The organism is Pseudoroseomonas cervicalis (genome assembly GCF_030818485.1).
Classification (GTDB): Bacteria; Pseudomonadota; Alphaproteobacteria; order Acetobacterales; family Acetobacteraceae; genus Pseudoroseomonas; species Pseudoroseomonas cervicalis_A.
On the sequence record NZ_JAUTAJ010000004.1, the window covers coordinates 2,150,573 to 2,169,796 of the forward strand.

Below are 19,224 nucleotides of genomic sequence, written 5' to 3' on the forward strand. Positions count from 1 at the left end.
GGCGGAATCGTGTCAGGCGGGGCGGTGTCGGCCGGGGGGAAGGCCGGGCGCCGGGGGGGACGCCGGGTGCGGCGCCTGCTGCTGGCGGGGCTGCTGCCGGCGGCTCTGCTGCTCGGCGGCACCCCCCTGGCGCGGGCGCAGGAGGTGCCGGCCACGGGGGGCGATTTCGGCGGTGTCGGGCTGATCGAAATGCGCAATGCGCGCTTCCGCCCGGATGGCACGCTGGAGGGCGGTACCGCTCTGCGCCACCAGCGCCGCTTCTGGTTCGTCAATTTCCAGGCCCTGCCCTTCCTGGAGACCACCTTCCGCCTGACCGAGCGGCTGGACGGCACCAGCGGCGCCGGCATGACCACCGACCGCGCCTTCGACCTGAAGCTGCGCCTGCTGCAGGAGAGCGAGTACCTGCCGGCCGTCGCCATCGGGCTGCAGGATTTCATCGGCACAGGGATCTATGCCGGGGAGTATGTCGTCGCCTCCAAGCGCTTCTGGGATTTCGATATCACCGCCGGGCTGGGCTGGGGGCGGCTGGCCTCGGGCGGGGATTGGACCAGCCCGCTGGCGCTGGGCTCCGACCGGTTCCGCGACCGGCCGCGCCGTGTCGGCCGCGGCGGCCAGGTGCAGAGCGGCTGGTTCCGCGGCGAGGACATGGCGCCCTTCGCCGGGGTGGAATGGTCGGCGCCGCCGCTGCCCACCCCCTGGGGCGCGGTGGAGGGGCTCCGGCTCAAGCTGGAATGGAGCGCCGACGCGCTGCGCGACGAGCGCGGCGGCTATCCCGCCCGCCGCACCGGGCTGCGGGGCGAGGCCGATTCGCGCGTCAATCTCGGCCTGCAATGGTCGAATGAGTGGCTGGATGCCGGGCTGCACTGGGTCCATGGCACCGATCTGCTGGTGCGGCTCTCGCTGCGGCTGAACCCGGACGATCCGCCGGCGCGCCCCCTGCCCCCTGCCCCGCCCTTGGCGCCGCGCCCGGACGCCGCCTGGCGCGGCGGCCCCTCCCTGCCGCCCCCGGAGGATCCCGAGCGCCAGGCGCTGACCGCCGAGACCCTGTTCGCCGCGCTGGAACAGGCCGGCTTCCGCCCGCTGGCCTATCGGCAGGACGGCGTGGTGGCGGAGATCGCCATCGCCGGCGGCCCCTACCGCACCCTGGCGCAGATCGCGGGCCGGGTGCTGCGGGCGGCGCAGCCGGTGCTGCCGGCGTCTGTCGCCATGCTGCGGCTGCGCTGGTGGCAGGCCGGGGCGGAGGTGGCGGTGCTGGAAATCCCCCGCGCCACCCTGGCCGCCGCCCTCACCGGCCGCGCCAGCCCCGAGGAGGCCTGGGCGGCCAGCGAATTGCTGCCGGCGACCGGCGCGCTGGCGCCCGGGGCGGTGCGCGGCCCGGGCCTGGCCTGGAGCTGGGAGCTGGGGCCACGCCTGGCGGTGGCGCTGGGCGACCCTTCGCGCACCCTGCGCTGGCAGGGCGGCGCCACGGCGGCGGCCCGGGTCGAGCTGGGCGGTGGCTGGGCGCTGGGGGGATCCGTCCAGCAGGCGCTGATCGGCAATCTCTCGGGCGGGCTGCCCTCGGACAGCGTGCTGCCGCATGTGCGCAGCGACTACGCCGAATACGCCCGGCAGGGGAAGACGGCGCTCGGCACCCTCTATGCCGAGCGGATCTGGAATGCCGGGCCGGATCTCTTCGCCCGCGCCAGCGCCGGCTATCTGGAGCCGATGTTCGGCGGCGTCTCCACCGAGCTGCTCTGGCGCCCGCGCCAGCGCGGCTTCGCCCTCGGCCTCGACCTGAACTGGGTGGCGCAGCGCGATTACGACCAGAAGCTGGGCTTCCTGGGCTATTCGGTGGCCACCGGCCATCTCTCCGCCTATGCCGATTTGCCGGTCTGGAACCTCTATGGCGTGCTGCGCGCCGGGCGGTATCTGGCGGGCGATTGGGGCACCACCATCGAGCTGGGGCGGCGCTTCGATTCCGGCATCGAGGTGGGCGGCTTCGCCACCTTCACCAATGTCTCCGCCGCCCGCTTCGGCGAGGGCTCCTTCGACAAGGGCATCTATGTGCGGGTGCCGCTGGAGCTGTTCGGGCTGCAGAGCCGCGGCCGCGGCACGGCGCTGATCCGTCCCGTCCAGCGCGATGGCGGGCAGATGCTGGCGGTCGACAACCCGCTCTGGGAGGTGACGCGCGACGGCCGGGCCGACGCGCTGCGGCGCGGCAGCACCGACTTCGCACGGTGACGGCCGGGCGGCGCGGGCGGGCCCCGGCGGCGAGTCGGGGCGGCGGTCCGGATCGCCCGGCCCCCCCGCCCCGGCGGGGTGGTCAGATCCGCCCCTCGGCCAGCAGCGCGCGGCTGCGCTGCAGCGTCGACAGCAGGGCGGCGCGGTAGCCGGTCTCGCCATCGAACTGCGCCTGCTCGGCCTGTTCCTCGGCCCCGCCCGGCGCCCGGTCCCGCAGGCCCAGATAGCAGTAGAAGCGGAGCTGCAGCGCCCCGGTGGCGTCCTCGAACAGCTCGTTGATGATGGCGCCCTCGCGCGGGCCGGTGGCCTGGAAGAAGGTGACCTTGCGGCCCGGCTCGAAGGTGATGATCTCGCGCAGCGCCTGGCCGCCGATCACCGCCTCGCGCACCAGATGCGTGGCACTCTCCTCCACCACCTCGCAGCCTGTGCACAGGCCGGGCGGCAGGAACAGCTGGGCGTCGCGGGCCTTCAGCACCAGCCCCTGCCAGATCTGGTCGCGGGTCAGCGGGGTCTCGCCCTCCGGGTTCACCGGAACGGTGGCGGTCGAATAGATCATGATGGAAATCCTTGTTGTCGGTTGCGGAGATGGGCGTCAGGCCGCGGCGGCGAGCTCGGCGGCGAAGCCGCGATAGGTGCGCAGCGGGCGGCCCAGCAGCGCGGTCAGGCGGTCCACATCGCCGGGCTCGGGCCGCATGCCGTCGGTGAGGAAGCGCTCGGCCATCAGGCGCATGTCGTAGGCCATCCAGCCCGGCATGGCCTGGCCGAGATTGCGCTCGAAGCCGGCGGTGTCGTCGCCGCCATAGGCGACCGGGCGGCCGAGCAGCGCCGACCAGATGGCCGCGACATCCGTGCCGGTCAGCGTCTCGGGGCCGACCAGGTTGATGCGCTCCGCCGGCAGCGGCGTGGCGGAGCGCTCGCGGCGGAGCAGCTCGAGCGCCGCGACCTCGGCGATGTCGCGCGCATCGACCATGGCGAGGCCCTTCTGGCCGATCGGCACCGGATAGACGCCATGGCCGAGCACCACGTCGCGGATCATGCCCTCGTTCTGCATGAAGTAGGCGGGGCGCAGGATGGTGGCGGACAGGCCCATGCGCTCGATCATCCGCTCGACCCCGAACTTGCCGGCGAAATGCGGCACATTGGCGTAGAGATCGCTGTGGAGGACGGAGAGATAGACGATCCGCCCGATGCCGGCCTCACGCGCCAGGTTGAGCGTGATCAGCGCCTGCGAGACTTCGTCGGGCACCACGGCGTTGAGCAGGAACAGGGAGGAGGCGCCCGACAGCGCGGCGCGCAGCGAGGCGATGTCGAGCAGGTCGCCCCGCGCCAGCTCGACGCCGGCGGGCAGCCGCGCCGCCGCGGGATCGCGCACCAGGGCGCGCACCGCCGCGCCGCGCTCGACAAGCTGCTGGACGAGGTGGCGGCCGACGGTGCCGGTGGCGCCGGTGACGAGGATGGTCATGGGGATCGCTCCTGAAGGGGTTCCGGTTGGCGTCCCGAAGATTGCCGATCCACCCATGGTCCAATAGACCATGGATCTGGACACACCGTCTCATGGGTGGAACAGATGGATCTGCTGGCCCTGGCCGATTTCACGCTTGTCGCCCGGCATGAGGGTTTCGGCCGCGCCGCCCGGGCGGCGGGCCGCCCGAAGGCGACCCTGTCCCGCCGGGTGGCGGAGCTGGAGGGGCGCCTCGAGCTGCGCCTGTTCGAGCGCGGCGGGCGCCGCCTGCGGCTGACCCAGGAGGGGCGCGCCCTCTATGAGCGCGCCGCGGCCCTGCTGGCCGAGCTGGACGAGGCGGCGGCTTCCATCGTGCCGGGCGCCGGCCGGCCGCGCGGCCGGCTGCGGATCAGCGCGCCGCTGCTCTTCTCGCAGACCGCGATGGGCAGGCTGGCGGCCGGCTTCGCCCTGAAGCACCCCGAGATCCGGCTGGAGGTGACGACGGAGGACCGGGCGGTGGACATGGTGGAGGAGGGCTATGACCTGGTCCTGCGCATCAACCCGCCCGCCACCCAGAGCCTGGTCGGCCGCATCATCCTGCGGGACCGGCTGCTGGTGGTGGCGAGCCCGGCGCTGGCCCTGCCGGTGGACGGCGCGCCCATCCCGGCGGTGGTGCGCGGCGCGGCCGAGCAGGATCTGTCCTGGCGGCTGGCGGCGCCGGAGGGGCCGGCCACCCTGGTGGCCCGGCCGGTGCTCGGCCTGTCCTCGCTGGCCATGGTGCGCGACGCGGTATGCGCCGGGGTGGGCGCCGCCCGCCTGCCGCTGTCGCTGGTGGGCCGCGACCTGGCCGCCGGCCGGCTGCGGCGCTGGGGCGAGCTGGAGGGGCCGGAGATCGCCCTCTGGGCGCTCTACCCCTCCCGCCGGCTGCTGAGCCCGCGGGTCTCCGCCTTCCTCGACCATCTGCGGGAGGCCTTCCCCGAGGGCCGGCCGGAGGAGCTGGCGGCCTATCTGCAGGCCTGAGCGGCCGAGTGCGGCGCCGCGGCCCGCCCGCGCCGGACGCGCCCCCGGCATGCTTCCGCTTGACCGCGCGGGCGCGGATCACGACCTTACGGCGGAACACGACACCCCGCCGCCCTTGGCGGGGACCAAGGAATCTGCCCCATGAGCGAATTCACCAAGGCCGTCAGCGACGACAGCTTCAAGGACGAGGTGCTGGGCGCCTCCGGCCCCGTCCTGGTCGATTTCTGGGCCGAGTGGTGCGGCCCCTGCCGCATGGTCGGGCCGATCCTGGACGAGATCGCCCAGGAATATGCCGGCCAGCTGACCGTGGCGAAGGTCAATATCGACGAGAATCCGATGACGCCGAACGACTACGCGGTGCGCGGCATCCCCACCATGATCCTGTTCAAGGATGGCAAGCCGGTGGAGACCAAGGTCGGCGCCATGCCGCGCAGCCAGATGAAGGAGTGGATCGCTGGCGCGCTCGCCCGCTGATCCGGTTCGGCGCGCCGGCCACCCCGGCGCGCCATGGCTGAAGGGCGCGCGCCGCCGCCTGCTGGGCGGCGCGCTGGCCTTCGCCCTCGGCGCCGCCGCCCTGCCGGCCCCGGCCATGGCCCAGGGCGGCCGGCTGTCGGAAAGCCAGGCGGCGCGCTTCCGCGTCACCACCTTCGCGCAAGGCCTCGAACATCCCTGGGGCGCCGCCTTCCTGCCGGATGGCCGGCTGCTGGTGACCGAGCGCCCCGGCCGGCTGCGGCTGGTGGAGCGCGATGGCCGCCTCTCCCCCCCGCTCTCCGGCGTGCCTTCGGTGGCGGCGGCCGGCCAGGGCGGGCTGCTGGACATCGAACTCGCCCCCGATTTCGCCGAGACGCGCGAGCTCTATCTCTGCCAGGCCGTCACCTTGCGCGGCGGCAATGCCACGCGGCTGCTGCGGGCGCGGCTGGCGGGCGATGCAGCCAGCCTGGACGCCGCCCAGCCCATCCTGGACGCGACGCCGGCGCAGCCCGGCAATGGCCATTATGGCTGCCGCATCGTCTTCGGCGGCGATGGCAAGCTGTATCTCTCCACCGGCGACCGGCAGAGCCGCCCCGAGCGCGCCCAGGCGCTGGACGATCTGGCCGGCAAGCTGCTGCGGCTGGAGCGCGACGGGCGCCCGGCCGCGGGCAACCCCTTCCTGGGGCGCGAGGGCGCGCGGCCGGAGATCTACGCCTATGGCCTGCGCAACCCGCAGGGCCTGGCGGTGCATCCCAGGACCGGCCGGGTCTTCGAGATCGAGATGGGCCCGCGCGGCGGCGACGAGGTGAACCTGCCCGAGCCCGGCGCCAATCTGGGCTGGCCGGTGGTGGGGCATGGCACCGCCTATAGCGGCGCGCAGATCCATGAGGCGCCCTCGCGCCCGGACATGCAGGACCCGCTGCGCTTTTGGACGCCCGCCATCAGCCCCTCCGGCGGCACCTTCTACACGGGCGACGCCTTCCCCGCCTGGCGCGGCAACCTGTTCCTGGCGACGCTGAGCAGCGCCGGCCTGCTGCGGCTGACCCTGGAGGGCGAGCGCATCACCGCCGAGGAGCAGTTGCTCTGGGGCCAGCAGCGGCTGCGCCAGGTGCTGCAGGGGCCGGAGGGTTTTCTCTACCTGCTGACCGACGAGGCGCGCGGCCGCATCCTGCGGATCGAGCCGGCGGAATAGCCGGCCGGCGCCTATTTCAGCTGGCTGTCCTTGCTGCCGCGCCGGTTGATGCCGAAGGCGGCGGGGCGCGCATCGCGCTCCGACTGGCAGGGCACGCAGGTGCGCGCATTCGGCAGCGCGCGGCGGCGGGCCTCGGGGATCTCCTCGCCGCATTCCTCGCAATGCAGGTTGCCACCACCCCCGGCCGAGAGCCGGGCGCGGGCGCGCAGCACCGCATCGGTCACCGTGTCGTCGATCTGGTCCTGCACCGCCCCGTCCGGGGCCCAGCCGCTGGCCATTTTTCCCGTTCTCCTCGGCCAGGGATATGGGGAGCGGCGCGGTGCGGACCAAGCATGGCCGCAGGTTGGCGGCGAGCGGAAAACATGGCAGAATCGCAATGATCAGCCCTGGCACCGCCCATCCCGGCGCAGCGCCGCAATCCTGCCGAAGGCCACGCCATGTCCTACGAGATCAGCCGCGAGAAGAATCTCGGCTATTTCTTCTACCATATCCAAAACGGGCAGTTCGTGGCGGATTCGGCGATCTCGGTCGGCTTCCACTATGGGGTGCTGACCTATTTCATCGGCCGCTCCGGCGTGCTGACCTTCGCGCCGGAGGCGGTCAGCATCGCCGGCCTGCCGGTCAACACCGGCACGCCGCTGATCCCCGAGCTGGCCTATTACCTGGCCAACACCGATGTGCTGGCCGCCGGCATGTCAGCCGAGACGCATTACGCGCAATTCGGCTGGAAGGAGGGTCGGACCACCGGCTCGCTCTTCGACGGCGCCTACTATCTGCGGGTGAACCAGGATGTGCGCGAGGCCGGCATCAACCCGGTCGAGCACTACCTGGCCTTCGGCTGGAAGGAGGGGCGCGATCCCAACCCGCTCTTCGACACCAGCTTCTACCTGGCGCAGAATGCCGATGTGGCGGAAGCCGGCATCAACCCGCTGGAGCACTATCTGCTCTGGGGCCGGCACGAGGCGCGCGACGCCAACGCCTTCTTCGATGCCGATTTCTACCTGCAGCAGCATCCGGCGCTGGTGGAGATCGGCGCCGACCCGCTGGCGCATTATTCGGAGCAGGGCTGGCGGGAGGGTGCGGCCGCCTCGCGCAGCTTCATCACCAAGGTCTATCTGGCGCAGAACCCGGATGTGGCGGCGGCCGGCATCGACCCGCTGCGCCACTACCTGGAATACGGCCAGGCCGAGGGCCGCGCGCTCAGCAGCGGCACCGCCGCCAGCATCTCCGGCCGCCTCACCGGCAGCACCGACGAGGACAGCGGCACCACGCTCATCGGCCGCATCACCGTGCAGGATGTGGATCCGCTGGAATCCGGCATGGATGCCACTTTCGGCGGCCGCACCGTCTATGTCCTGGCCGATGGGCGCGAGGCCTTGAACGCGCCGGTGATCGACACCGCCGGCGGCCCCTTCCGGCTGCGCCTGTCGCCGGATGGCAGCTGGAGCTACACCGTCGATCCCGAGCTGTACCAGTATCTGCGCGAGGGCGAGGTGGTGGAGGAGCGCTTCACCCTGCGCACGGTCGGCCAGGACGAGGTGGTGGTGAGCATCACCATCGAGGGCCGCAACGATCCGGCGGTGTTCACGGGCGAGACGCGCGGCGTGGTGGACGAGGCGGCGGGCCCCGGCGTGTCCGGCGAGGTCACCTATCATTACGACCCGGACCGCGGCGAGAGCACGCTGCAGGCCGGCCGCCATGACGGGCTCTATGGCTGGCTGGAGCTGACCGCGCAGGGCGATTGGGAGTACCGCTTCACCGGCAATGCCGAGCTCGGCGTCACCCCGGGCCAGGCGCATGACGACCTCACCGACGTCATCACCATCCGCAGCCTGGACGGCACGCCGCACATGGTCAGCATCGACATCCTGGCCTTCGCCGGCGCCGACGCGCTGTTCTGACAGCGGGCGGCGGGGTCGCGTCCCGCCGCCTTCCCTGCCTGCTCGCAGGCCTTGCAGCGTCTCTCGCCCCTGTTCCCGAACGGGCGGGCTCAGGGGCTGGCGAGGTCTTCCTGCCTCCGCGCCCCCAGCGCCGCCGGATCGACGCCCCGGGGCCAGCGGGTCACATCGTCATAGGTCGCGCCGTCGAACAGGCTGCGCTCGATCCGGGCCTCGGAGAGATCGGCGCCTTCGAGCCGGGCCTCGCGCAGATCGACATGCCGCAGCGATGCCTGGCCGAAGACCGCCCGGCGCAGATCGGCGCGGCGCAGATCGGCGTCCAGAAGCCGGGCGCCGGAGAGATCGACCTCGGTCATCACCGCGCCTTCCAGCCTGGCATCCTGGCCGCTGATGCCGCGCAGGCTGGCCCGGTGCAGCGTCACCCGGTTCAGCCGCACCCTGTCCAGCCGCGCATCGTCGAGCCGGGCGCGCAGCATGCTGCCGCGATTCACCGCCAATCCGGTCAGGTCGGCGCCACGCAGATCGACAATTCCGCCATGGAGCGGGCCCATCTCGAAGATGAGGTTGTCGATCTCGGCCTCCGCCAGCCTGGCCTGGCGCCAATCGCCGGAATACAGCATGAACTCGCCAAGCCGGGCCTGGCTGACATCGAGGCCGGGCAGGGCATGGTCCAGCCGGAGGCTGTCCACCGCCCAGCCGCGAAAATCGCGGCGCCCCCTCGCCACCCGGTACTCCCTGGCCACGAAACGGGCCCGCGCGATCTGCGACTCGACCGCGGCATCGCCGGGGGCCAGAGCCGCGATCCGCAACCGCAGCAGAGGGAACTCCTTGCTCGGGTTTTGCCACTGGGTCGCCGCCAGGGACTGCAGCAGCGCCAGCTGCGGGGCCAGGGCCCCGGGATCGCGCGCGATCAGCGCCCGGTACAGCACCGCGCCGGCCTCGGGGCCCTCCATACTCTCGACGATCCGCGCCCGCTCGAGCAGCAGCGCCGGTGAGTCCGGCGACTGACGGAGGGCCGCCTCGATCGCCCGCCGCCGGTCACGCCATTCCCGCAGCTGCCAGACGATGCCCGTCCTTGGGTAGGTCTGGGCCATCAAGCAGCCATTGGTGCTGAGCCTGTCCGGCGCAGGCAGCAGGCCGGCGCTCGCATCGTGTTCACCCGGCACCTCCGCATAGATCAGCCCTTGCCAGCCGATCTCGAAGGGAAAAGGAAAACCACATCCCACTCTGCGCCACACATCATGACTCGATTGCACCAGTTCGATGCTTGGCCCGATGTCACCCTTCAGGTCTTCCAGCACCCTGACCGTCGCGATGACGAAGGTCAGGGCGTCACGCCGCCCCTGTTGCAGCGCGACGATCTCACCCCTGAAGGCGAAGGGCGTCCGCGGGATCGATTCATGGGGGGGCCGGGGCGGAGCGCAGCTGCAGGCAGCCGCCATGCCCGGGGCAGCCAGCAGGCCGAGCAGCACCAGGGCCAGGCGGCGCAGCACCGGGCCGATCCAACGAAAAGCCTGGCGCACATCGCCTCCGCGCAACCTCGTCCGCCCCCAGCATGGCAGTGCGGCTATTTCCGCACCACCGCCATCACCGCCTCCAGCACCGCCCGCTGCGAGGCCTCCCGCGCCGCCGGATCGCCGCCGACCTGCGGGTTCAGCTGCACGCAGGCATCGGTGTAGGCGAAGGGCTGGCCGGTCGCGGTGTTGATCAGCTGGCCGGGGGCGCGCTCCTCGATGCTGCATTCCCGCACCGTCTGGGAATTGGTGGCCACCGCGGGGCTGTCGGAGAGCGGCGTGTCGAAGCCGTGATGCGCGCCGGGATAGGTGGTCAGCGTGACATCGGCGCCGGCCGCCTTCAGCCGCTCCACCTGCGCGGCGCAGCTGCGCAGCGGGTTATAGTCATCCGCCTCGCCATGGATCAGCCGCACCGGGCGGGCGACCAGCTTCGTGTCGTCGATGTAGCGGGTGGCGCAATCCGGGTAGAAGGGGATGTAGGCGGCGAAATCGGCGCCCGATCGGTTCCACAGCGTGTGGAAGCGCTGCATGGCGGCGTAGAAGGCCGCCTGCCCGCCGCGCGAGAAGCCGATCAGCACGATGCGCTGCGGATCGACGCGCGGATGCTTCGCCAGGATGCCGAGCGCGCCATAGATGTCGAGGATCAGGTTCAGCCGGCCGAGCCGCGCCTGGTCGGTGCTGGTGCTGACCAGGCCGCGCCCGGTGAAGCCGTCGATGGCGAAGGTCGAGATGCCCTGGGCGTTCAGCAGGCGCGACCACATCTCGATATTCGGCCCGATGCCGCCGGAGCCATGCATCAGCACCACGACCGGCAGCCGGCCCGTGCCCTGGGCGATGCGGAACTCGCCGGCGGTGGTGACGGGCTGCCCGGCCTCGGCGCGGCCGGCCAGGAAATCCGAATCGCTCATGGTGCGGGTCGGGATGGCGTGCAGCTCGACCCTCGCTGCGATGGCGCGGCGCTCGGCGGGGGCGGGCTGCGCCGGCTGGGCGGCAGCGGGGCCGGCGATGACCGCCAGGGTCAGGGCGAGCGGCGGCAGGAAGCGGGCGCGGCGGCGGGGATGCATGGGCGTCTCCTCGGGGCTTGCCGGGGTCTTGCGAACGCCCCGGTCAGGCTGCGAGCAAAGCGCTTTTTCCTCCGTCCTGCCAAGCAGGCCGGCCCGGTCAGGGCAGCAGGATGCCGCGCCCGGCGAAGAAGCGGCCGAACACCGCAGGCGGCAGTGCCACATCCGCCTGCGCGGCGGGCTCGTGGCCGGAGGGGTTGTGGAAGGTGATGGCCTCCGGCGTCGCCCGGGTGACCAGCACCAGATGCCCGCCGCGCTGCGGCGGCACGCGCTCCGGCCAGCGGATGTCCTTGTGCACCGAGGCCAGGAAGAAGCCGCCCGGCGGCAGCAGCGCCGGCAGATCCTCCGCCGCCAGATCCAGCCGGATTTCCGCCTGGAGCCGGAAGCGTTTTGCCACATAGGTGACGAAGGGCGCGTAGATCAGGCCGCGGATGTCGCCCTCCGGCGTCTCGACATAGCCCCCCTCGGCGGCGCAGCCGCGCGCCAGCTCCAGGATCGGATGCGCCACACCGCTGCGGGCTGCCAGCAGCATCTTCAGGCAGGCCATGCCGCAGAGATGCCCGGCCCAGCGCGCATATTCCTCGATGCTGGCGGCGCCGGAGCCGCGCCAGGCCGGGTCGCGCAGCAGCGCGCGCTCGGCGCCCTCGGCGAGCACGGCCAGCGTCATGCCGGGCGTTTCCCATTGGGAGAAGTAGGGGGTGGTCTGATCGGGCAAGGCGGGCCTGCGACGGGGCGGCTGAAGGCGGGTGCAGGGGACCCTGTCCCCTGCCGGGGGAGTTTGAGGGGGCAGAGCCCCCTCAATTCCTCAGGCCGCGGCGCGGCGCCGCGACAGCACCGCCCAGAGCCGCGGCCCGACCAGCGCCAGTATCGCCAGCAGCAGGATGGAGAGCGAGACGGGGCGGGTGACGAAGGTGGTCCAGTCGCCCTGGCTGATGGTCAGCGCCTGGCGCAGCGCCTGCTCGGCCATCGGCCCCAGGATCATGCCGATCACCACCGGCGCGGTCGGGAAGTCGAAGCGGCGCATGAACATGGCGATGATGCCGATGCCGTAGAGCAGCATCAGGTCGACCACCGAGTTGCTGATGCCATAGGTGCCGATGGTGGCGAAGACCAGGATGCCGGCATAGAGCTGCGGCACCGGGATCTTCAGGATGCGCGCCCAGAGGCCCACCAGCGGCAGGTTCAGCACCACCAGCATGATGTTGGCGATGTAGAGCGAGGCGATCAGCGTCCAGACCAGCTCGGCCTGGGTGGTGAACAGCATCGGCCCGGGCTGGATGCCGTAGGACTGGAAGGCCGAGAGCATGATGGCGGCGGTGGCCGAGGTCGGCAGGCCCAGGGTGAGCATCGGCACCAGCACGCCGGCGGCGGCGGCGTTGTTGGCCGCTTCCGGCCCGGCCACGCCCTCGATGGCGCCGGTCGTGCCGAATTCGTGCAGATGCTCCTTCCGCACCAGCTTCCGCTCGGCATAGTAGCTCAGCATGGTCGGCATCTCGGTGCCGCCGGCGGGCATGACGCCGAAGGGGAAGCCCAGCAGCGCGCCGCGCAGCCAGGGGCCGGTGGAGCGTTTCCAGTCCTCCTTCGTCATCATCAGCCGGCCGACCTCGCGCACCTCCTGCTTGCCCTCGACATGGCGCCAGGCGAGGTAGAGCGTCTCGCCCACCGCGAAGAGGGCGACGGCCACCAGCACCACATCGATGCCGTCGAGCAGCTCGGGGATGCCGAAGGTCAGGCGCGGCTGGCCGGTCTGCAGGTCGATGCCGACCAGGCCGATCAGCAGGCCGAGGCCGAGCGAGGTCAGCCCGCGCAGCGCCGAGCCGCCGAGCACCGCCGAGACGGTGACGAAGCACAGCACCATCAGCGCGAAATACTCGGCCGGGCCCAGCTTGAGGGCCAGCTCGACGACGATCGGGCCGAGGAAGGAAATCCCCAGCGTGCCGATGGTGCCGGCGACGAAGCTGCCGACGGCGGCGGTGACCAGCGCCGGGCCGGCGCGGCCGTTCCTGGCCATCTTCGCGCCTTCCAGCGCGGTGATGATCGAGCCCGATTCGCCCGGCGTGTTCAGCAGGATCGAGGTGGTCGAGCCGCCATACATGGCGCCGTAGAACACCCCGCAGAACAGGATGAAGGCGCCGGTGGCGGAGACCTGGAAGGTGATCGGCAGCAGGAGCGCGATGGTCAGCGCCGGGCCGATGCCCGGCAGCACGCCGATCGCCGTGCCGAGGAAGCAGCCGAGCAGCGCCCAGCCGAGATTGGTCAGCGTCAGCGCATTGCCGAAGCCGAAGGACAGGCCGGACCAGACATCCATGGTGTCAGAGGATCCCTTCCAGGATGCCGGCGCCGATATTCACGCCGAGCAGCTTGTCGAAGGCGAGATAGGCGCCGAGCGTCACCACCGCGCCGATCGCCAGGTCGCGCAAGGGGTGGCGGCTGCCGAAGGCGGCGGCGACCAGCACGAACTGCGCCGTGGCGGCGAAGACGAAGCCCAGGGAATCGATCAGCACCAGATTGGCCAGCAGCCCCGCGCCGAGCAGGCCGAGGGCGCGCCAATTGGTGGGCGGCGCCTCCTGCACCTCCTCGAGGTCGCGCGACCAGCCGCCGCGCAGGGCGGCGAGCGTCAGCCCGGCCCCCACCGCCAGCACCAGCGCCCCCACCAGGCTCGGCATGAATTTCGGCCCGACCTGGGCGTAGAGCGGGGTGACCGGGATCGCCCAGGCCTGCCACAGGCAGAGCAGGCCGAGGGCGAGGACGAACAGCCCGACCGCGAGATCCGGGCCGGCTCCGGGCAGGAGCCGGCCGCCGCCGCGCGGCGCCATCAGATGAGGCCGACCTCGCGCAGCACCTCGGCGGTGGCCGCCTCGTCGCGCTTGAGGAATTCGCCGAACTCGTCGCCGCCGAGGAACGCGTCCTCCCAGCCCTGGCGCTCCATCAGCTCCTTCCAGGCCGGCAGGGCGCGCAGATCGGTGACGAAGCGCAGCAGCTCGGCCCGCGTCTCCGGCCGGATGCCGGGCGGGCCGAACACGCCGCGCCAATTGCCCAGCGTGATGTCGATGCCGCTCTCCTTCAGCGTCGGCACATCGGGCAGGCTGCGCGTCTCGCCGGAAGTGGCGAGCGCCCGCATGCGGCCGGCCTTGATCTGCTCGGCGAATTCCGAGACGCCGGAGATGCCGGCCTTGACCTGGGCGCCAAGGATGGCGGCCTGGGCCGGCCCGCCGCCGGCGAAGGCGACATAGGAGGCGTCCTTGGCCGAGCGGCCCTGGCTCTTGAGCAGCAGGCCGAGCAGGATGTGGTCGATGCCGCCGGCGCTGCCGCCGGCGACCGAAGTGGCGCCCGGATTGGTCTTCAGCGCCTCCAGGAAGCCCTTCAGGTCGCGGATGTCGCTGCTGGCCGGCACCACGATGATGCCGGGTTCGGTGGTCATGCGCGCGATCGGCGTGACATCCTTCAGCCCGACCGGCGAGCGGTTGGCCAGCACCGAGCCCACCATGACGGCGCCGCCGATCATGATGCTGCCCTCGCGGCCGCGGCGCTGCTGGATGAAGCGCGGCAGGCCGACCGTGCCGCCGGCGCCGCCGACATTCTCGAACTGGAAATTGCCGACCATGCCGGCCTGGCGGCCGACCTGCTCGATGGCGCGGCCGAGCCCGTCCCAGCCGCCGCCGGGGCCGGCGGGGATGAAGACATGCAGGGTCGCGAAGCGCTGCTGCTGCTGCGCGCGGGCGGCGCCGGGCAGCCAGGGCAGGGCCAGGCCGGTGGCGGCGGCGCTCAGGAAGGTGCGGCGCAACATGGAAGTTCCTCCAGGCTTTCGTTAACTCTTTCTACGGTGTGCGATATCCGCGCCACGGCAAAGCGTAAAGTGAAGCCTCCGACATGCCGCGGCTTGCACCGCAGCATGGCCCCTCGCATGCTGCGCACGGCTTTGGGAGATGGGTCTGGATGCGGCTTCGCGTGGGGGTGATGCTGGCCCTGCTTCTGGCATCATTGCCGGTGACGCGGCCGCCCTCCGCCGGTCCCGGGATCGGGCCGGTGGCGGCGCCGGCCGTCCCGTTGGCGCTTCCCCTGGCCGAGGGCCTGGCGCGGCTGCTGCTGCCCGCCCCCGCCTGGGCGCAGCCGCGCAACCCGGCGCCGCAGCCGCCCCAGCAGCAGCGCCCGGCCGACCGCCCGCAGGAGCGCGAGGCGCTGGTGGTGAACGAGCTCGGCCTCGGCCTGCGCGAGCTCTACATCGCCCCCGCCGGCAGCGTGGAGCCGGGCCCCGACCGGCTGGGCCAGGACACGCTGCCCTCGGGTGCGACGCTGCGCGTGCCGCTCGGCCGCCAGCGGCTCTGCCTGTTCGATGTGCGCGCCGTGCTGTCGGATGGCAGCACGGAGGAGAAGCGCGGCCTCGATCTCTGCCGCACGCCGCGCGTCACCTTCGGCGACCCGACGGCGCCGCTGCGCGAGGCGGCGGTGGTCAACGACACCGACCTGATGCTGCGCGAGCTCTACGCCATGCCGAGCGGCGCCGGGCGCGGCCCGGACCGGCTGGGGGCGGAGATCGTGCCGCCCGAGGGCAGCTTCACCCTGCGGCTGGGGCGCACCCGCGAATGCGTCTTCGACCTGACCGCGGTGTTCGAGGATGACAGCACCGAGGAGCGCCGCCGCGTCGATCTCTGCCGCCGCAACCGCGTGGTGTTCGGCGACCCGGCGGTGCCCTGGCGCGAGGCCGAGGTGGTGAACGCCACCTCGCGCAGCCTGCGCAACCTGTTCGCCATGCCGGGCGGCGCCACCGGCAGCGGCGAGAATCGCTGGGGCCCGGACCGGCTGGGCGCCGTCATGGTCGATGGCGGCAACAGCTTCCGCCTGCGGCTGCGCAGCCGCGCCTGCCAGGTCGATCTGCGCGCCGTCTATGACGACGACACGGCGGAGGAGAAGCCGGGCGCCGATCTGTGCAGCGGCCAGCGCATCACCTTCGACGGCAGCGGCATCCCGCGCGCGCCGGAACGCGCCTTCACCCTGGTCAACCGGCATGGCGCGCCGGTGCAGGAGCTCTACGCCTCGGCCACCGACGATGCCGATTGGGGCGAGGACCGGCTGCCCTCCGGCCCGCTGGAGCGCGGCACCCGCGCCGAGCTGGTGCTGCGCGCCGGCTGCGAGATCGATCTGCGCATCGTCTTCGCCAATGGCGGGGCGGAGGAGCGGCGCGCCGTCAATATCTGCGACAGCGGGCTGATCGTGCTGCGCCCGGGCTGGACGCTGGCCGAGCGGCTGGACCAGGGCGCCGGCCCGATCGAGCAGGGCCCGCCGCGCGAGGGCAGCGTGCGCTTCCGCAACACCGGCCCGGCGCCGCTGGTCGAGCTCTATGTCGATGCCGCCGGCAGCCCGCGCGGGCCGGACCGGCTCGGCGCCACCGTGCTCGGCCGCGGCGAGACGCTGGATTTCCAGCCGCCCGAGGCGGTGGGCTGCCGCGGCCATCTGCGCGCCGTGTTCCGCAACGGGCTGGAGATCGACCGGCCGGATTTCGCGCTGTGCTCCGGCACCGAGGTGACCCTGCCATGATGCTGCCCGCCGCGCCGCGCCGCGCCTCCCGCTTCCGCCGCGCCCTGCTGGGCGGCCTGCTGGCGGCGCCGCTGCTGGCCCCACTGCTTCTGACAACGCCGGGCTGGGCCCAGGCGCCCGCCCCCACCCCGGCCCCGGCCCCGGCCGCATCGGCCGGCCCCGCGCTGCTGCCCCCCGCCCTGCTGCCGGTGCCGCCGGCGCTGCGCGGCGCCTGGTTCGCCGGCGAATGCGCCGCGCCGCGCGCCATGCTGCAGGTCACCGCCCGCGCCGTGGCGCGGCTGCCGGCCGACGGCCCGGCGCGGCTGATCCGCTTCGCCGAGACGCGGCGGCAGCAGGATTGGCATGTCGGCACCGGCCGTGGCGCCGAGGCGCCGCGCATCCTGCTGCGCGGCGATGCCAATGCGCTGGAGACGGCCGAGCCCGACGCCAAGCTGCGCGACGACCGGCTGCCGGGCGAGACGCCGCTGCAGGGCTGGCGCCGCTGCCCCAGCCCGCCGCTGCAATTCGCCGCCCTGCATGGCGAGGGGCTGGCCTTCCTCGGCGCGCTGGAGGGGCTGGAGGCCGCCTGCGGCGCGCCCGGCGCCGCCATCGGCCCCTGCGTCTCGGCCCTCGTCGCCGCCGGCGATGTCTCCGGCGACGGGCTGCTCTCGGTGGCCGAGATCGCCCGGCTGGTGCGCGGCCTGACCTGGGTGCTGGCGGCGGCCGAGGATGCGGCGCCGGAGAATGTGCTGGCCGCCGGCGGCGGCGGGCTGCTGGCCGGTGTCGCCATCGCCCGCTTCGCCCTGGAGAGCCTGGATTACGATGGCGACGGCAAGCTCTCCGCCGCCGAGCTGGGCCAGGACCGCGCCGGCTTCACCCGCGCGCTGGGCAGCGAGGCCGGCCGGCCGCTGCGGCTGGAAGGGGTGCAGGAGGGCGTGACGGTGCTGCGCAGCCTGCTGGACAATCTGCTGCTGGGCCAGTGAGGCCGGCTGGCTGAACCCGGCCGGGACCGCGGCACCGGCCCGCGGCGCCGCCGGCCCGGCGGCGCCACCGACTGAAAAAATCAGGCGCCGGGCAGCGCCGGGCCGCGATCCTGCATCAGGCTGCCGGTGACGGCGCCGAAGCCCATGGCGCGGCGGGCGAAGGCCGCCTTCAGCCGCGGCATGCGGTCCACCGCCGCCATGCCCAGCCGCCGCGCCAGGCGCAGCGGCGGCAGGCTGTTGCCAAACAGCCGCTCCAGCGCATGGGTGGCGCCCAGCATCAGCAGCGCATCCGGCCGCCGCGCCGCCTGGTAGCGCGCCAGCAGCGCCGCATCGCCCGGATCGCCGCCCTGCAGCAGCAGCTCGGCCAGCGCCGCGGCGTCGCGGAAGCCCAGATTCAGCCCCTGCCCGGCGATCGGGTGGATGCCATGCGCCGCATCCCCCACCAGGGCCAGGCGCGTATCGGTGTAGCGCAGCGCGTGCATCGCGCTCAGCGGATAGGACCAGCGGCGGCCGATCGGCGTCACCTTGCCCAGATGGTCGCCCATGCGGCGCTGGATCTCGCGCCCATATTCCGCGTCCGGCAGGGCCAGCACCCGCTCGCCGATCGCCCGCTTCTCCGACCAGACGATGGCCGAGGCATGGGGATGCTCCGGCGTCGGCGCCAGCGGCAGCTGGGCGAAGGGGCCATGCGGCAGGAACTGCTCCAGCGCCTCCTCGCCATGCGGGCGCTCATGCGCGATGGCGCCGACGATGCCGAGCTGGCGGTAATCATAGCCGGCAGTGCCGATGCCGGCCTGGCGGCGCAGCGGGCTGTGCCGCCCCTCGGCGGCGACCACCAGCCGGGCGCGGAGCGTCTCGCCGGTGGAAAGCCGCACCAGCGCGCCATCCGCCTGCCGCTCGACCCGCGCCTCGGCCGGGGCGCGCACCGTCAGATGCGCCAGCTCGCGCATGCGGGCATTCAGCGCCATGCGCAGCGCCCGCGCCTCGACCATCCAGCCAAAGGCCTCCGCGCCGCTGCCGGCGGCGTCGAAATGCAGCATCAGGGGGCTCGGCGCCTCGCCCGGCAGGCCGTCGGCGCAGCGGATGCGGTGGATCGGCCCCGGCGCCCAGGGCAGGTGCTGCCACACCCCCGCCGCCTCCAGCAGGTTGCGGCTGGTGCGGGCGATGGCATAGGCGCGGCCGTCGAATTCCGGCAGCTCCATGGGCGGCAGGGGCGCGCGGTCCACCACGGCGCAGGCCAGGCCCTGGCTGGCCAGGGCGGTGGCCAGCGTCGCCCCCACCGGGCCGGCACCGATGATGCACACCGCCACGTCGATCGTCTGGGTCATGCCGCCATTGTGGGGGCGCCCGCCGCGCGGCGGAAGGGGCGGCGCCGGCCGGCACCGCCTTTGCCCATTCCATAGGCAGATCTTCTGCGCAGACTCTGGGCAGACCGCTGTCCAATTTCCCGTCCGCAACGGTTTCCAGGCTTTTCGCGGATCGCACCCCGCTCTGGCACGCCGCTCGCATCAGGAAGCGACAGCTACGCGGAAGTACAGAGGGGACCGCAGCGCATGAAGCTGGTGATGGCCGTCATCAAGCCTTTCAAGCTGGACGAGGTGCGCGAGGCGCTCACCCCGCTCGGCGTGCAGGGGCTGACCGTGACCGAGGTGAAGGGGTTTGGCCGGCAGAAGGGCCAGACCGAGATCTACCGCGGCGCGGAATACCATGTCTCCTTCCTGCCCAAGCTGAAGATCGAGGTCGCGGTGCCCGCCGACCTGGTCGACGCGGTGGTGGAGGCGATCGCCTCGACCGCCCGCACCGGCAAGATCGGCGACGGCAAGATCTTCGTGCTGGATGTGGAGCGCGCCCTGCGCATCCGCACCGGCGAGACGGACGCCTCGGCGCTGTGACGCCGCTCCCCGCCACCC

Annotated in this window: 18 protein-coding genes; 8 read left to right on the forward strand and 10 right to left on the reverse strand. The window is 72.8% G+C overall.

Translation table 11 applies throughout. The features are described from left to right. The first annotated feature begins 66 nt into the window (after positions 1-66). Positions 67-2,220: a YjbH domain-containing protein gene (locus QE401_RS13935; protein ID WP_307138781.1), complete on the forward strand. Its 2,154-nt coding sequence runs from the start codon at positions 67-69 to the stop codon at positions 2,218-2,220. 82 nt (positions 2,221-2,302) lie between these two features. Here the strand turns inward: QE401_RS13935 and QE401_RS13940 are convergent, their stop codons facing one another. Beyond that, on the reverse strand, positions 2,303-2,776 hold the full coding sequence (locus QE401_RS13940) for an SRPBCC family protein (protein ID WP_307138782.1): 474 nt from the start codon (positions 2,774-2,776) through the stop codon (positions 2,303-2,305). 36 nt (positions 2,777-2,812) lie between these two features. Continuing rightward, positions 2,813-3,682 carry an NmrA/HSCARG family protein gene (locus QE401_RS13945; protein WP_307138783.1) on the reverse strand — a complete coding sequence of 290 codons (870 nt, stop codon included), beginning with the start codon at positions 3,680-3,682 and terminating at the stop codon, positions 2,813-2,815. A 105-nt stretch (positions 3,683-3,787) separates the two neighbouring features. Between QE401_RS13945 and QE401_RS13950 the strand changes: the two genes are divergently transcribed. The 3 genes from QE401_RS13950 to QE401_RS13960 all read left to right on the forward strand — a co-directional run bounded on the left by QE401_RS13950 (position 3,788) and on the right by QE401_RS13960 (position 6,344). Beyond that, positions 3,788-4,681, forward strand: a complete 894-nt coding sequence (locus QE401_RS13950; protein WP_307138784.1) for a LysR family transcriptional regulator — start codon at positions 3,788-3,790, stop codon at positions 4,679-4,681. 141 nt (positions 4,682-4,822) lie between these two features. After that, positions 4,823-5,155: a thioredoxin TrxA gene (gene trxA / locus QE401_RS13955; RefSeq protein WP_307138785.1), complete on the forward strand. Its 333-nt coding sequence runs from the start codon at positions 4,823-4,825 to the stop codon at positions 5,153-5,155. 115 nt (positions 5,156-5,270) lie between these two features. Further along, positions 5,271-6,344, forward strand: a complete 1,074-nt coding sequence (locus QE401_RS13960; RefSeq protein ID WP_307138787.1) for a PQQ-dependent sugar dehydrogenase — start codon at positions 5,271-5,273, stop codon at positions 6,342-6,344. 11 nt (positions 6,345-6,355) lie between these two features. Here the strand turns inward: QE401_RS13960 and QE401_RS13965 are convergent, their stop codons facing one another. Continuing rightward, positions 6,356-6,622, reverse strand: coding sequence for a DksA/TraR family C4-type zinc finger protein (locus QE401_RS13965; protein ID WP_307138788.1), 267 nt, complete (start codon positions 6,620-6,622; stop codon positions 6,356-6,358). Between the two features lie 159 nt (positions 6,623-6,781). Here QE401_RS13965 and QE401_RS13970 point away from each other — a divergent pair, with 159 nt between their 5' ends. Further along, the gene (locus QE401_RS13970; protein WP_307138789.1) at positions 6,782-8,245 is read left to right on the forward strand and encodes a VCBS domain-containing protein; all 1,464 of its coding nucleotides are present in this window, start codon (positions 6,782-6,784) and stop codon (positions 8,243-8,245) included. 89 nt (positions 8,246-8,334) lie between these two features. Here QE401_RS13970 and QE401_RS13975 read toward each other — a convergent pair whose 3' ends face one another. The 6 genes from QE401_RS13975 to QE401_RS14000 form a co-directional block, all read right to left on the reverse strand. Beyond that, positions 8,335-9,735, reverse strand: coding sequence for a pentapeptide repeat-containing protein (locus QE401_RS13975; protein WP_307138790.1), 1,401 nt, complete (start codon positions 9,733-9,735; stop codon positions 8,335-8,337). Between the two features lie 74 nt (positions 9,736-9,809). Continuing rightward, the gene (locus QE401_RS13980; RefSeq protein WP_307138791.1) at positions 9,810-10,820 is read right to left on the reverse strand and encodes a dienelactone hydrolase family protein; all 1,011 of its coding nucleotides are present in this window, start codon (positions 10,818-10,820) and stop codon (positions 9,810-9,812) included. A 97-nt stretch (positions 10,821-10,917) separates the two neighbouring features. Next, on the reverse strand, positions 10,918-11,532 hold the full coding sequence (locus QE401_RS13985; protein WP_307138792.1) for a hypothetical protein: 615 nt from the start codon (positions 11,530-11,532) through the stop codon (positions 10,918-10,920). 90 nt (positions 11,533-11,622) lie between these two features. Next, complete coding sequence (locus tag QE401_RS13990; RefSeq protein WP_307138793.1) at positions 11,623-13,125, reverse strand: tripartite tricarboxylate transporter permease; 1,503 nt, start codon at positions 13,123-13,125, stop codon at positions 11,623-11,625. Between the two features lie 4 nt (positions 13,126-13,129). Further along, positions 13,130-13,633, reverse strand: coding sequence for a tripartite tricarboxylate transporter TctB family protein (locus QE401_RS13995; protein ID WP_307138794.1), 504 nt, complete (start codon positions 13,631-13,633; stop codon positions 13,130-13,132). Then, the gene (locus QE401_RS14000) at positions 13,633-14,604 is read right to left on the reverse strand and encodes a Bug family tripartite tricarboxylate transporter substrate binding protein (protein ID WP_307138795.1); all 972 of its coding nucleotides are present in this window, start codon (positions 14,602-14,604) and stop codon (positions 13,633-13,635) included. The genes QE401_RS13995 and QE401_RS14000 overlap by 1 nt, the downstream gene beginning before the upstream one ends. A 149-nt stretch (positions 14,605-14,753) precedes the next feature. Here QE401_RS14000 and QE401_RS14005 point away from each other — a divergent pair, with 149 nt between their 5' ends. Together QE401_RS14005 and QE401_RS14010 are read left to right on the forward strand one after the other, a co-directional pair. Beyond that, positions 14,754-16,352 carry a hypothetical protein gene (locus QE401_RS14005; protein ID WP_307138796.1) on the forward strand — a complete coding sequence of 533 codons (1,599 nt, stop codon included), beginning with the start codon at positions 14,754-14,756 and terminating at the stop codon, positions 16,350-16,352. Further along, a complete protein-coding gene (locus QE401_RS14010) occupies positions 16,349-17,314 on the forward strand; it encodes an EF-hand domain-containing protein (RefSeq protein ID WP_307138797.1) in 966 nt (321 codons plus the stop codon). The genes QE401_RS14005 and QE401_RS14010 overlap by 4 nt, the downstream gene beginning before the upstream one ends. A gap of 80 nt (positions 17,315-17,394) precedes the next feature. On the opposite strand, the gene QE401_RS14015 is transcribed toward QE401_RS14010, so the two are convergent. Next, a complete protein-coding gene (locus QE401_RS14015) occupies positions 17,395-18,642 on the reverse strand; it encodes a UbiH/UbiF/VisC/COQ6 family ubiquinone biosynthesis hydroxylase (protein WP_307138798.1) in 1,248 nt (415 codons plus the stop codon). Between the two features lie 225 nt (positions 18,643-18,867). Here QE401_RS14015 and QE401_RS14020 point away from each other — a divergent pair, with 225 nt between their 5' ends. After that, on the forward strand, positions 18,868-19,206 hold the full coding sequence (locus tag QE401_RS14020) for a P-II family nitrogen regulator (protein WP_076959675.1): 339 nt from the start codon (positions 18,868-18,870) through the stop codon (positions 19,204-19,206). The last annotated feature ends 18 nt before the right edge of the window (positions 19,207-19,224 follow it).

What these genes read in the sequence shown, in the direction of transcription:
- QE401_RS13940 (WP_307138782.1), bottom strand. Translation starts at nt 2,776, where the DNA reads ATGATCTATTCGACCGCCACCGTTCCGGTGAACCCGGAGGGCGAGACC.
- QE401_RS13945 (WP_307138783.1), bottom strand. Translation starts at nt 3,682, where the DNA reads ATGACCATCCTCGTCACCGGCGCCACCGGCACCGTCGGCCGCCACCTC.
- QE401_RS13950 (WP_307138784.1), top strand. Translation starts at nt 3,788, where the DNA reads ATGGATCTGCTGGCCCTGGCCGATTTCACGCTTGTCGCCCGGCATGAG.
- trxA (WP_307138785.1), top strand. Translation starts at nt 4,823, where the DNA reads ATGAGCGAATTCACCAAGGCCGTCAGCGACGACAGCTTCAAGGACGAG.
- QE401_RS13960 (WP_307138787.1), top strand. Translation starts at nt 5,271, where the DNA reads ATGGCCCAGGGCGGCCGGCTGTCGGAAAGCCAGGCGGCGCGCTTCCGC.
- QE401_RS13965 (WP_307138788.1), bottom strand. Translation starts at nt 6,622, where the DNA reads ATGGCCAGCGGCTGGGCCCCGGACGGGGCGGTGCAGGACCAGATCGAC.
- QE401_RS13970 (WP_307138789.1), top strand. Translation starts at nt 6,782, where the DNA reads ATGTCCTACGAGATCAGCCGCGAGAAGAATCTCGGCTATTTCTTCTAC.
- QE401_RS13980 (WP_307138791.1), bottom strand. Translation starts at nt 10,820, where the DNA reads ATGCATCCCCGCCGCCGCGCCCGCTTCCTGCCGCCGCTCGCCCTGACC.
- QE401_RS13990 (WP_307138793.1), bottom strand. Translation starts at nt 13,125, where the DNA reads ATGGATGTCTGGTCCGGCCTGTCCTTCGGCTTCGGCAATGCGCTGACG.
- QE401_RS13995 (WP_307138794.1), bottom strand. Translation starts at nt 13,633, where the DNA reads ATGGCGCCGCGCGGCGGCGGCCGGCTCCTGCCCGGAGCCGGCCCGGAT.
- QE401_RS14000 (WP_307138795.1), bottom strand. Translation starts at nt 14,604, where the DNA reads ATGTTGCGCCGCACCTTCCTGAGCGCCGCCGCCACCGGCCTGGCCCTG.
- QE401_RS14005 (WP_307138796.1), top strand. Translation starts at nt 14,754, where the DNA reads ATGCGGCTTCGCGTGGGGGTGATGCTGGCCCTGCTTCTGGCATCATTG.
- QE401_RS14010 (WP_307138797.1), top strand. Translation starts at nt 16,349, where the DNA reads ATGATGCTGCCCGCCGCGCCGCGCCGCGCCTCCCGCTTCCGCCGCGCC.
- QE401_RS14015 (WP_307138798.1), bottom strand. Translation starts at nt 18,642, where the DNA reads ATGACCCAGACGATCGACGTGGCGGTGTGCATCATCGGTGCCGGCCCG.
- QE401_RS14020 (WP_076959675.1), top strand. Translation starts at nt 18,868, where the DNA reads ATGAAGCTGGTGATGGCCGTCATCAAGCCTTTCAAGCTGGACGAGGTG.